Source organism: Streptomyces sp. WAC06614, from assembly GCF_003949795.1.
Taxonomy (GTDB): Bacteria; Actinomycetota; Actinomycetes; order Streptomycetales; family Streptomycetaceae; genus Streptomyces.
The window spans coordinates 19,189-31,033 of the sequence record NZ_RPRY01000055.1; the positions used below are offsets into that span (position 1 = coordinate 19,189).

Sequence of the window (11,845 nt, forward strand, 5' to 3'; positions counted from 1 at the left end):
CCCCCGGGGCTACGCCGGGATCCGCCCCCAGCCGGCCGGGCCGCCGTTGCTCGGCGGGTACCCCGGCCGGGCCGGGGCCGGCGGCGCCGGCAGCGGCGGCAGGGCCGGGTCCTCCAGCCAGGCCGCCAGGACGTCCTCCACCGGGACGGTCGCGTAGCGGGACACGTGCGCGGCGAAGGCGGTGGTGGTGACCACCCCGTGGCGGTGCGCGGTGGCCCAGTCGCGCAGCATCGGGAAGAACGCGTCGTCGCCCAGCGCGCAGCGCAGCGCGTGCACGGTGAGGCCGCCGCGCTGGTAGAGGCGGTCGTCGAACATCAGCTTGCGGCCCGGGTCCGCCAGGCGCAGGTCCTGCGGCTGGTTCGCCAGCAGGCGGTGTGCCGCCGTGGCGTGCTCGTGGGCGGTACGGCCGCCGGACCGCTCCGACCAGAGCCATTCGGCGTACTTCGCGAAGCCTTCGTTCAGCCAGATGTGCCGCCAGTCGGCGATGGTCACGCTGTTGCCGAACCACTGGTGCGCCAGCTCGTGCGCGATCAGCCGCTCGGAGCCGCGGACGCCGTCCACGTGGTTGGTGCCGAACAGGGACAGGCCCTGGGCCTCCACCGGGACGTCGAGCTCCTCGTCGGCGACCACCACCGCGTACTCGCCGAACGGGTACGGCCCGAACAGTTCCTCGAACAGCCGCATCATGGCCGGCTGCCGCGCGAAGTCCCGGGAGAACCGCGCCAGCAGCTCGGTGGGGACGTACGCGCTCTGCGGTACGCCGCCCAGGCCCGGGTCGCCCAGCAGCACGGTCTGGTACATGCCGATGGACAGGCCGACCAGGTAGCTGGAGGTCGGGGCGGGCTGCTCGTAGACCCAGGTGGTGGTGCTCGCCCGGGTGGTCCGCGTGAGCAGCCGCCCGCCGGCGACGACGGTGTACGGCGACGGCGTGTTGACCGAGATCTGGTACGAGGCCTTGTCGGCGGGCCGGTCGTTGCACGGGTACCAGGAGGGCGCGCCGACGGGCTGGCTGGCCACCAGCGCCCCGTCGGTCAGTTCCTCCCAGCCGAGCCCGCCCCAGGGGCTGCGCACCGGCTTGGGGTTGCCGGACCAGTGCACCTCCACGGTGAACGCGGCTCCGGCGGGCAGCGGCTTGGCGGGCTTCAGGCGCAGCCGGCCGCCGCGGTGGGTCCACTGCGGGGCCCGGCCGTCGACCAGGACCCGGCTGACCTTGAACTCGGCGAGGTTGAGGAAGAACTCGGTCAGCGGGGCCCGGCCCGCTATGGCACTCAGCCGGGCGGTGCCGGCCAGGCGGTTGGGGCCGGGGCGGTACTCCAGCGCGAGCTCGTACCGGTTCACGCGGTACCGGGCGTCGCCGTTGTCCGGGAAGTACGGGTCCGCCACGGTCCTGCTCTGGCCGCCCGGTCTGCCCGGGCCGCCCGTCTTGCTCTGGCCGCCCACTGGTGCCGCCCCTCCTTGCGCCGTGCCACTGCTGTCCGTCAAGGCCGCCACGCCTCGATCGGGTTGCCCAGCCAGCGGGTGTCGGCCGGGACGGATTCCCCGGCCATCACGAGGGAGGCGGGGCCCAGGGTGCTGCGCGCCCCGACCGTGCTCCCGGGCAGAACGATTCCGCCCGGTCCCAGGGTGGCACCCGCACCGAGAACCACAGTATCCGTCCTCAAGATCCGGTCATGGAAGAGGTGAGTCTGCACGACGCAGCCACGGTTCACACTGGCCCCCTCGCCCAGGGTGACCAGGTCCGTCTCGGGCAGCCAGTAGCTCTCGCACCACACGCCCCGGCCGACCCGGGCGCCGAGCCCGCGCAGCCACAGGTTCATCACGGGGGTGCCGGGCACGGCGCCGACCAGCCACGGCACGGCCAGCACCTCGACGAAGGTGTCGGCCAGCTCGTTGCGCCACACGAAGCCGCTCCACAGCGGGTGCTCGCCGGTCCGGTGCCGGCCGACCAGTAGCCACTTCGCGGCCACGGCGACCGCGCACGCGGCCAGGCCCGCGCCGAGCAGGACGGCCCCGGACAGCAGGGCGCCGCCCACCACGCCGGGCCCGTCCTGCGTCATGGCGGCACAGAAGGCCGCCACGGTCAGGACGGCCAGGGCCACCGAGCAGAACACCGGCACCAGCCGGCACAGCTCCACCAGGCCGCGCGCCCACAGCAGCCGGGCGGGCGGGTCGTAGGTGCGGGTGCTGTCCGCGGCGGCGGCCGAGCGGGGCAGCTTGACCGGCGGCAGGCCCAGGTACGAACTGCCCTTCTTGGCCTTCTTCGGGGTGGCCGACAGCACGCCGACCAGCCCGTCGTCGGGCACGCTGCGGCCCGGTGCGGTCATGCCGGAGTTGCCGAGGAAGGCCCGGCGGCCGATCTCGGAGCGGCCGATCCGCACCCAGCCGCCGCCCAGCTCGTAGGGGGCGGTCAGGGTGTCGTCGGCGAGGAAGGCGCCCTCGCCGACGGTGGTGAGGCTGGGCAGCGCCAGGACGGTGGACACCTCCGCGCCCCGGCCGATGCGCATGCCGAGCAGCCGCAGCCACACCGGGGTGATCAGCCCGGCGTACAGCGGGAAGAGGGTGCCCCGGGCCAGGTCCATGAGCTGGGTGACCGTCCAGGCCTGCCAGCCGACCCGGCTGTGGGTGGGGTGGCTCCCGGTGTGCAGGCCGATGCTCAGGAGGCGGACCGCGACGAGCACCAGCAGGGCGTACGCGCACCCGAACGCGAGCGCCGCGGGGACCACGGCGAGCAGCGCCCCGGACAGGGCGGCGGCGAGATCGCCGTCGGCGGGCACGAACAGGTGGGCCACCAGCAGCGCGGGCACGGCGGCGAGCACGGGCAGCACGGTCAGGCCGAAGCCGGTCGCCCCGTACATGGCGCGCCAGTGCACGGCGCGCGGCGGGCGCTCGCGGGGCCAGTTGCGCTTGGCCTTGCCGAGCTTGGCGGCGGGCGCCCCGGCCCAGCGCTGGCCGGTCGGGATCTGTCCGACGACGGCGGAGCCGGGCGCCACCTCGGCGCGCTTGCCGACCCGGGCCCCGGGGAACAGGATGCTCCGGGTCCCCACGACGGCGCCGGCGCCGACCTTGACCGGGCCGATCTCCAGCCGGTCCCCGTCGAGCCAGTGGCCGCTGAGGTCGACCTCGGACTCCACGGCGCAGCCGCGGCCGAGCTTGAGCAGGCCGGTGACCGGCGGCAGGGCGTGCAGGTCGACCTCGGGGCCGATCCGGGCGCCCAGGGCCCGGGCGTAGCGTTCCAGCCAGGCTCCGGTGAGGGAGGTCGCGCCGACGCTCTCGGCGAGCCGCTCGGCGGTCCACAACCGTAGGTGGACGCTGCCGCCGCGCGGGTAGCGGCCGGCCTTCACCCCGCGCAGCAGCAGACGGGCGCCGCCGGCCGCGAGGGCGAGCCGGCCGGGCGGGCTGAAGAACAGGACGGCGCCTGCGGCGACCGGCCACCAGGAGGCGGTGGGGGCCCACGGGTACGGCCCGAGGTGGTGCAGGAGGTTGCCGAGGGCCAGCAGGGCCACGCTCCAGCGCAGGCCGACCAGGGTGAACAGCGGCAGCAGCAGGAGCGTCTGGACGATCTTGGCGCGGGTCGGTACGGGCGGTACGGTCCGGGCCGCGTCCTCGCCCTGGGCGGACTTCTCCAGTCGGCGGGCCAGCTTGCGCAGCGTGGGCTGCTGGTAGATGTCGAGCACGGCCGCGCCGGGGTAGCGGGTGCGCAGCCGGGTGGTGAGCTGGGCGGCGGCGAGGCTGTTGCCGCCGATGGCGAAGAAGTCGTCACCGGCGCCGGTGACGGCCACGCCGAGGGTCTCGCGCCACTGCTCGGCGAGCCAGGCCTCGGTGCCGTGGAGCTGCTCGGCGGGGCCGGTGGTCTCCAGGTCGGGCAGCGGCCAGGGCAGCGCGCCGCGGTCGACCTTGCCGGAGGTGCGGGTGGGCAGGGTGTCGACCTGGGCGAGCAGCGGGACCAGGGCCGCCGGGAGCTCGGCCCGCAGCCGTTCCACGGCGGCGGCGCGGTCCCAGCCGTCCTGGGTGACGAGGTAGCCGACGAGGAGCTGGTTGCCGCTGCGGGCGGTGCGGACGGCGGCGGCCGCGCCGGCCACGCCGGGCAGGGCCTGGAGGGCGGCGTCCACCTCGCCCAGCTCGATCCGGCGCCCGCCGAGCTTGATCTGCTCGTCGCCGCGGCCGAGGAAGACCAGGCCCTCGGGCTCGGCGCGGACCAGGTCGCCGCTGCGGTAGGCGCGGTCCCAGCCCAGGGACTCCAGCGGGGCGTACTTCTCGGCGTCCTTCTCCGGGTCCAGGTAGCGGGCCAGGCCGACGCCGCCGATCACGAGCTGGCCGCTGCCGCCCATGGGCACCGGCTCGCCGGACTCGTCCACCACGGCCAGTTCCCAGCCGTTCAGCGGCAGCCCGATCCGGATCGGCTCCTCGCCGGTCATCAGCGCTGCGCAGGCCACGACGGTGGCCTCGGTGGGGCCGTACGTGTTCCAGACCTCGCGACCCTCGGTGACCAGGCGGGCGGCCAGCTCGGGCGGGCAGGCCTCGCCGCCGAAGATCAGCAGCCGGACCTCGTCGAGGGCCTCCTTCTCCCACAGGGCGGCCAGGGTGGGCACGGTGGACACCACCGTGATCTCCTGCTCGACCAGCCAGGGACCCAGGTCGGCGCCGCTGCGGACCTGCGAGCGGGGTACGGGCACCAGGCAGGCGCCGTGCCGCCAGGCGAGCCACATCTCCTCGCAGGAGGCGTCGAAGGCCACGGACAGTCCGGCCATCACCCGGTCGCCGGGTCCGATCGGGTCGTCGGCGAGGAACAGCGCGGCCTCGGCGTCGACGAACGCGGCGGCGCTGCGGTGGGTGACGGCCACGCCCTTCGGTCTGCCGGTGGAACCGGAGGTGAAGATGATCCACGCGTCGTGGTCCGGCCCGGGCCGGGTGTCCGCCGCGCCCGTGCCGCCCGTGCCGGCCGCACCGGCCTCGGCTCCGGCCCCGGCGTCTCCCGCGGCGGCGCCGGTTCCGGCCGGCGTGCGGTCGATGCGCCGGCCGGCGCCGAGCACCGCCCGCACCCCGGCCTCGCCGAAGACGAGTTCGGCCCGTTCGTCGGGGTCCTCGGCGTCGACGGGTACGTAGGCGGCGCCGGCGGCGAGGACGGCCAGGATCGAGGCGTAGAGCTCGTTGGTGCCGGACGGCACCCGGACGCCGACCCGGTCCCCGGGCCGCACCCCGGCGTCCGCGAGCGCCCGGCGCCGGCGTTCGACCTCGGCGGCCAGCGCGCGGTAGGTGAGCGGATCGGTGCCGTCGTCGAGGGCGAGCTCGTCGGGGTGGGCCCGGACGGACGCGTCGAGGATGTCGAGCAGGGTGCGCGGGGCGGCGGCCGGTCCGGCGGAGAACCGCGCGGCCTTGGGCTCCTCGGGCGGCTGCACCTCGGTGGTCCGCGGGTCGGGCATCTGCTCGCCGGGCGTCCCGCCGGGTGCAGCGCCGCGCGCGGCGGCGTCGTCGAGCAGGGTCAGCTCCCCGCCCTCAGGTGTGGCTGCCATTGCCCCTCGCGTCTCTTTCCCGGACGGCTCCGGGCCCGCCGGTGGAGACCGGGTCTGCCCGGGTTGTTCCGTTCCGACGAAGAACAGCCCGCCAGTTTAATCCATGGACCCAGATTCTCCGGTCAGGGGACTTGCGCGTGGCCGGGAAGAGACGGTAAAGGGGCCGGTCCGGTGCCGTCGGGGCCGCCGGGTGCCTGGCCGGCTGGCCCTACGTCAGGAACGGCCGGTCCGGCGGGACATCCCCGTTCTTACACGCTTTTGCCGTCGCTCTGCCGCATCCGTGACGGAGGCCCGGCACCGTCGTCCCCGTACGGCACACATGGAGCGAGGAGTGGGAATGGCTTTCACGGGCGTGGGCTGGCGGGCCGGTCTGGTCGTGGGGACGACGGCGCTGCTGGCGACGGCACTGCCGACCGTGACGACGGCCGCCGCGGCCCCGGCGGCGGTGGCCCCGGCAGCGGTGGCCCCGGAGGCTGCCCCGGCAGCGGTGGCCGGCGGCGCGCGCACGCCGTGGTGTCCGCAGGTCGAGGACCACCGGGTCGACTGCGGTCAGGTGGACCGCCCGTGGGTGGCGGGACGGGCCGACCTCGGGACCGTCAAGGTGAGCTGGGCGGTGGTCCGGCACCGGGACCCCGGTCCGGCCAAGGGCACGGTCGCCGTCAACCCGGGCGGTCCCGGCGAGGTGGCCATCGGCAAGGCCGGCGCCTTCGCCCTCGGCATGCGGGACCTGCTCCGCGACCACGACCTGCTGCTGGTCGACCCCCGGGGCACCGGTGAGTCGGAGCGGCTGCCGTGCGGGCTCACCGATGCCGAACTGCGGCTCGGGACCCGCCGGGAGCAGCGCGAGGCCGTCGTCCGCTGCGCCCGGGAGCTCGGGCCGCGCGCCGCCGGGTACACCACGGCGGCCACCGCCGACGACATCGACGCCGTCCGCGACCGCCTCGGCGTCCCCCGACTCACCTTGTACGGGCTGTCGTACGGCACCTACCTCATGCCGGTCTACGCCTCCCGCCACCCCGAGCGGGTCCGCTCCCTCGTGCTGTCCGGGGCCTACCCGCTGGCGTTCGACCCGCTGTCCCGCCCGAGCGCCCAGGCCGTGTCCCTGGCGCTGCGCCGGGTGTGCGACCGCAGCGCCGGGCCCGGCGGCCGGCCGGCGTGCGACGGTGCCAAGGCGGTACGGGACCTGGCCGCGGCGGCCGCGGAGCTGCGGGCCCGGCCGGTCGAGGTGGAGGTGCCCGTCGAGGGCCTGGGGACCCCGCACCGGCTGCTGTTCACGGAGGGCCGACTGGCGGGTCTCGCCTACGAGTCGGCCAGCAACGGCAGCGGCCTGGCGGCGGACGAGCCGTCGCTGCTCGGCGACCTGCCGCACGCCCTCGACCGGTTCGTGCAGGGCGACCGGGCCCCGCTGGTCCGGCTGGTCCAGCAGGACCTCGCGCACGCGTCCGACGCCGACCAGGCCCCGTACGTCGCCGTGACCTGCAACGACTACCGCAAGCCGTGGTCGGTGGACGCGTCGGTCCCCGAGCGGTGGCGGCAGTACCGCTCCGCCCTCGCCGGGGCCCGGCCGGGTTCGTTCGGCGCGTTCGGCCCGCAGGGCTATCTGGAGGGGCCGACCGACGGCGGTGACCTGTGCATCGGCTGGCCGCGGGAGCACGCCCCCGCCCCGCAGCCGGTCCACCCGCGGCTGCCCGACGTCCCGGTCCTGGTGCTCTCCGGTGACCTCGACGCGAACACGCCCGACGCCAACGGTCGCCTGGCGGCAGGGCAGTTCGAGGACAGCCGGTTCCTCTCCGTCCGCAACGCCCGGCACGTGCCGGAACAGGCGGACCCGGCCTGCGTGTTCGGCGTGACGACCCGGTTCGTGCGGACCGGCCGCACCGGCGACACGTCCTGCCTGGGCGCCCTGCCGCCGGTCGCCGTGACCCCGGTCCGGCGCTGAGGGGGCCGCTGCCGTGACCACGTCCCCCACCCGCCAGGATGATCACATGACAGATCTGACAGCTTCCCGGCGCACCGTGCTGGTCGCCGAGGACGACCCGGGGGTGCGCAGCACCCTGGACCAGTTGCTGCGCTTCGAGGGCTACCGCGTGGTGCAGGCGGCCGACGGGCTCCAGGCCCTGGGCCTGCTGGAACGGGAGCGGCCGGACCTTGCGCTGGTGGACGTGGTCATGCCCGGCCTGGACGGTCTGGCGCTGTGCCGGACGCTGCGCCGGCGCGGCGACCGGCTGCCCGTGCTGGTGCTGACCGCCCGGGACCAGGTGGGCGACCGGGTGGCGGGGCTGGACGCGGGCGCCGACGACTATCTCGCCAAGCCGTTCGCCACCGAGGAACTCCTGGCCCGGATCCGGGCGTTGCTGCGCCGCACCGAGCCGGCGGAGGGCTCCGGGGTGCTGAGCCTGGGCGATCTGACCCTGGATCCGGCCGCCCGCACGGCGCACCGCGGGCCGCACCCGCTGGAGCTGACCAAGACGGAGTTCGACGTGCTGGAGCTGCTGCTGGAGCACCAGGGCGCGGTGCTGACGCGCACCCAGATCTACGACCGGATCTGGGGCTACGGATTCGACACCACGTCCCGTACGCTCGACGTCTCCATCGGCTACCTGCGGCGCAAGACCGAGCACGACGGGGCCCCGCGCCTCATCCACACCGTGCGCAACGTCGGCTACACCCTGAGGACCGCGTGATGCTGCTGCGCGCCAGGATCACGCTGGTGGTCGTCGCGGCCGCCACGCTCGCGATCGCCCTCACGGCGTTCATGGCCTACCGCAATGTGGGCGAACTCTTCGCCGACGAGCTCGAACGCGGCCTGGAGGACCGGGCCGACACGGTCGTCGCCCTGCTCGTCGCAGACCGGCAGCCGCCGGTGCGGGCGGGGATGACGGAGCAACTCCTGCACGGCGACGGCACCGTACGGGAGGACGGTGGGGTGCGGCTGCCGGTGTCCGAGGCCGCGCGGCGGGTGGCCGCGACCGGTGCCGGGACCGCCCGGGAGGACGTGGTCGTGGCCGGGACCGAGTACGGGGTGCTCACCCGAGCGCTGCCGGGCGGTGGCGCGGTCATGGTCGGGCAGAGCTATCGCGAGGCCGAACGCGTGGACCGGGCGTTCCTGGGGCGCATCCTCGGGACCACGGCCGCCGCCACGGCCGTCGCGGCCCTGCTGAGTTGGATCGCCCTGGGGCGGGTGCTGCGGCCGGTGAGCCGGCTGGCACGGGCCGCGCGCCGGATCACGACCACCCAGGACCTGGCCACTCCCCTGCCGCCCGCCGGGCGGGACGAGATCGGGCAGCTCACCCGGAGCTTCGACACCATGCTCGGTGCGCTGCGACGCTCGCGCGCGCAGCAGCAGCGGCTCGTCCAGGACGCCGGGCACGAATTGCGCACCCCGCTGACCTCGGTCCGCGGCAGCGCCGAACTCCTCCAGCGCGCCCGGGGCCGGCTGGCGCCGGAGGACGAGCAGCAGATCCTCACCACTCTCGTGACCGAGACCGTGGCGTTGGACGACCTCGTCCGGGAGCTCGTCGAGCTGGCCACCGACCGGTGGACCGGTGAGGAACCCGAGGAGGTGGACCTCGCCGTGGCCGCCGAGGAGTCCGCCCGGCGCTGCCGGCAGCGCACCGGACGCGCGGTGGAGGTCACCGCCGACGCCCCGGTGCCCGTACGGGCCCGGCCGCGGGCGGTGCAGCGCTGCGTCGACAACCTGCTGAGCAACGCCGTGAAGTTCAGCCCGGCCGGCACCCCGGTCACCGTGCGCGTGGACGGGTCCCGGCTGTCCGTGGGCGACCGGGGGCCGGGCATCCCGCCCGGGGAACACCGGGCGGTCTTCGACCGCTTCCACCGCGGTCCGGGCACTCAGGGCACGCCCGGTTCGGGGCTCGGCCTGGCGATCGTGCACGACCTGGTGACCGCCGACGGCGGCACGGTCTTCGCCGGGACGGCGGAGGGCGGGGGCGCACTGGTGGGCTTCGTACTGCCCTCCGCCGCACCACCCGCCCGCCGCTCCGCCCGGCAGGTCCCCGCCGACGCGGGGGACCCCGACCGGTCGGCTACTTCTTGACCTCGTCGATGCAGAGCACGAACTGCTTGCCGGAGCTGCGCCGGCCGCCTCGGGTCTGCTCGTAGTAGCCCATGTCGGACTTGCCCTCGCACTTGCTGGAGTCCGCGGTGTCCTGGATCACCTCGACGACCTTGTACTTGGCGTCGGCGCCGCCGCACTTGACGACCTGGAGGTCGGGGCTGGCTATGGTCCCGTTGTTCTTCAGGCAGTCGCCGGCCTTCGCGTGGTCGGCGTCGTCCTGGCTGGCCCAGTAGCCCACCGCGAACACGACGACCAGGACCACGGCGCCGATGATCCGCAGGATCTTCTTGGCCCCCATGCCGCTGCGCGCGGGCGGCGCCGGCGGAGCGGCCCAGCCCTGCGGCGGCGGCTGCATGGGCATGCCCTGCTGGGGCGGGTAGGGCTGCTGCGGGGCGCCGTACGGCGGCTGCGGCTGCTGCGGGTAACCCTGCGGCGGCTGCGCCCCGGGCTGTCCGGGCTGCCCGTACGGGCCGGGTCCTTGCTGAGGCGGGAAGGTCATACGAGGGTCCCCCGATGGCGTGAATCGTGTGTTGACGCGTGCACGCTATCAACCCCCACGGACAGTCCCGGACCCGCCCTCTCCGGCCCCACGCGCTACAGCCGGTGGAGCAGCGCGGCCGTGACGGACCGTTGGCCGGCCGGGGTGAGGTGGACGCCGTCGGGCTCCAGGTGGCCGTGGGCCGCCGGGCGGGTGTCGAGGGCGGGTTCCGGCTGGGTGAGGAGGAAATCGGCCAGGGCGTCGAGGTCCGGGCCGGACCAGGTCAGCCCGGCCCGCCGGAAGTGCGCGTACTGCCCGACCCGTACGGGGTCCACCCCGGTCGGGGTGAGCCAGACCCAACGGGCGCCGGTCCGCCGGACCGTGAGGTCACGCAGCACCAGGAGGTTGCGGCGGGTCTCGTCCGGGGTCACCAGCGGGGTCCCGTCCAGCCGCTGGGCGTCGTTCGCGCCGAGCATGCACAGGACCCAGTCGGGCCGCTGGTGGCCGAGCAGCGGGAGGTGGGCCAGGGCCTGGGTGGTGGTGCTGCCCGAGACGGCGAGGTTGGTGCAGCGGACGCCGTCGGGCAGCAGGTGGCGCAGCACCTCGAACCAGGAGAGCCGGTCGGCGGTGGTGCTCTCCCCGACGGCCACGACGTGCTGTCCGGGGCGGAAGGGGAGGCCGGCGGCGCGGGCCGCCAGCTCGGGGTCGGCCGCCAGCTCGGCCGCGGCCTTGCGGGTGCGCTCGTCGAACTGCCCGAGGCGCCGGCGGTAGTCGGCAGGGTCGAGCCCGAACAGGGCCGCCAGCGGGCCCTCGTCGAGCGTGCCGAGGGGGCGCAGTGCCTTCTCGGGCTGCTGGAAGCGCAGCAGGCGTGCGGTCAGGTCGGTCCGGTCCGTCGTCACGGCTCAGCCCTCCGCACGGACGCGGCGGCGCGGGAGCAGGAAGCCGGCGGCGATCAGCCAGGCCAGCGCGGTGAACCGGGCCACGGGCAGCAGCAGTGCGGCGCCGTCGGCGAGGAGGACGAGCGTGGACAGTTCGGCGACCGCCGCGACGGCGAGCCCGGCGACGGCCAGGGCGCGCGGGAGCAGCCCGGCGAGCAGCCCGGGTACGGCGATGCCCGCGACGAGCAGGCCGAGCAGCACCACATGGGCGGGGCCGCCGAGGCCGAAGGCCAGGTACTGCAACGGCCGGACCAGCTCGGGCCGTTCGGCCACCTCGGGGCGGGAGAGCACCCAGGTGACCAGCCCCGAGCAGGCGAGGAACGCCGAGGCGAGCGCCCCGCCCGCGAGGGCGATGGTGGCGCCGGGGGCCCGGACGCCGAGCCGGTGCAGGCGGGCCGAGGCGGTCGCGGCGTAGAGGGCCAGGGGCACCGAGGCGGCGAACTGCAGCGCGCCCGAGACGCGCGTGGCGTCGGTGTGGTCCCGGAAGTACGCGGCGGTCCCGGCGGTCGCGCCGAACGGCGAGGGGAAGGCGGCGCCGTCGGCCAGCACGGTGCTGAGGACGAGTCCGGCGAGGAAGAGGGCGGTGAGCACCACGCCGAGGACGCCGAGGGGCGGTCCGGCCTGGGGCTCACGGCGGATGGTGGCGCGGGGGGCGGGGCGGGTGCCCGGGCCTTCGCCCCCCCGACCGACAGGGACGGGGCCGGGGCGTGGAAAGCCTCCGGGTCGGGCCCGGTGACGAGCTGGGAGGGTGGTAAGGTCAGGCGCAGCATCAGCGTCCGCAGCCGCTCGAAGTCGTACGCCAGGTCGGCGAGCCGGGCCCGGGTGGCGGCGCCGAGCACCAGGT

Annotated in this window: 8 protein-coding genes; 3 read left to right on the plus strand and 5 right to left on the minus strand. The window is 75.6% G+C overall.

Annotation, left to right across the window (positions count from 1 at the left end; translation table 11 throughout):
* Positions 1-9: 9 nt before the first annotated feature.
* Positions 10-1,383: a M1 family metallopeptidase gene (locus EF918_RS10560; RefSeq protein ID WP_125644123.1), complete on the minus strand. Its 1,374-nt coding sequence runs from the start codon at positions 1,381-1,383 to the stop codon at positions 10-12.
* 95 nt (positions 1,384-1,478) lie between these two features.
* Complete coding sequence (locus tag EF918_RS10565; protein WP_260610048.1) at positions 1,479-5,420, minus strand: Pls/PosA family non-ribosomal peptide synthetase; 3,942 nt, start codon at positions 5,418-5,420, stop codon at positions 1,479-1,481.
* Between the two features lie 427 nt (positions 5,421-5,847).
* On the opposite strand from EF918_RS10565, the gene EF918_RS10570 reads away from it, so the two are divergent.
* From EF918_RS10570 to EF918_RS10580, 3 genes are read left to right on the plus strand one after another with little or no spacing between them, the layout of a single operon-like run.
* On the plus strand, positions 5,848-7,449 hold the full coding sequence (locus EF918_RS10570; RefSeq protein ID WP_185921683.1) for an alpha/beta fold hydrolase: 1,602 nt from the start codon (positions 5,848-5,850) through the stop codon (positions 7,447-7,449).
* Between the two features lie 46 nt (positions 7,450-7,495).
* Positions 7,496-8,194 carry a response regulator transcription factor gene (locus EF918_RS10575; RefSeq protein ID WP_125644111.1) on the plus strand — a complete coding sequence of 233 codons (699 nt, stop codon included), beginning with the start codon at positions 7,496-7,498 and terminating at the stop codon, positions 8,192-8,194.
* Positions 8,194-9,564: a HAMP domain-containing sensor histidine kinase gene (locus tag EF918_RS10580; RefSeq protein ID WP_125644113.1), complete on the plus strand. Its 1,371-nt coding sequence runs from the start codon at positions 8,194-8,196 to the stop codon at positions 9,562-9,564. Before EF918_RS10575 ends, EF918_RS10580 begins: the two co-directional genes overlap by 1 nt.
* On the opposite strand, the gene EF918_RS10585 is transcribed toward EF918_RS10580, so the two are convergent.
* The 3 genes from EF918_RS10585 to EF918_RS10595 all read right to left on the minus strand — a co-directional run bounded on the left by EF918_RS10585 (position 9,554) and on the right by EF918_RS10595 (position 11,595).
* Positions 9,554-10,084, minus strand: coding sequence for a hypothetical protein (locus EF918_RS10585; protein ID WP_125644115.1), 531 nt, complete (start codon positions 10,082-10,084; stop codon positions 9,554-9,556). The genes EF918_RS10580 and EF918_RS10585 overlap by 11 nt on opposite strands.
* 95 nt (positions 10,085-10,179) lie before the next feature.
* Complete coding sequence (locus tag EF918_RS10590; RefSeq protein ID WP_125644117.1) at positions 10,180-10,962, minus strand: SGNH/GDSL hydrolase family protein; 783 nt, start codon at positions 10,960-10,962, stop codon at positions 10,180-10,182.
* Between the two features lie 3 nt (positions 10,963-10,965).
* Complete coding sequence (locus EF918_RS10595; RefSeq protein WP_260610046.1) at positions 10,966-11,595, minus strand: hypothetical protein; 630 nt, start codon at positions 11,593-11,595, stop codon at positions 10,966-10,968.
* Positions 11,596-11,845: the final 250 nt, after the last annotated feature.

What these genes read in the sequence shown, in the direction of transcription:
- EF918_RS10575 (WP_125644111.1), top strand. Translation starts at nt 7,496, where the DNA reads ATGACAGATCTGACAGCTTCCCGGCGCACCGTGCTGGTCGCCGAGGAC.
- EF918_RS10570 (WP_185921683.1), top strand. Translation starts at nt 5,848, where the DNA reads ATGGCTTTCACGGGCGTGGGCTGGCGGGCCGGTCTGGTCGTGGGGACG.
- EF918_RS10565 (WP_260610048.1), bottom strand. Translation starts at nt 5,420, where the DNA reads ATGCCCGACCCGCGGACCACCGAGGTGCAGCCGCCCGAGGAGCCCAAG.
- EF918_RS10580 (WP_125644113.1), top strand. Translation starts at nt 8,194, where the DNA reads ATGCTGCTGCGCGCCAGGATCACGCTGGTGGTCGTCGCGGCCGCCACG.
- EF918_RS10585 (WP_125644115.1), bottom strand. Translation starts at nt 10,084, where the DNA reads ATGACCTTCCCGCCTCAGCAAGGACCCGGCCCGTACGGGCAGCCCGGA.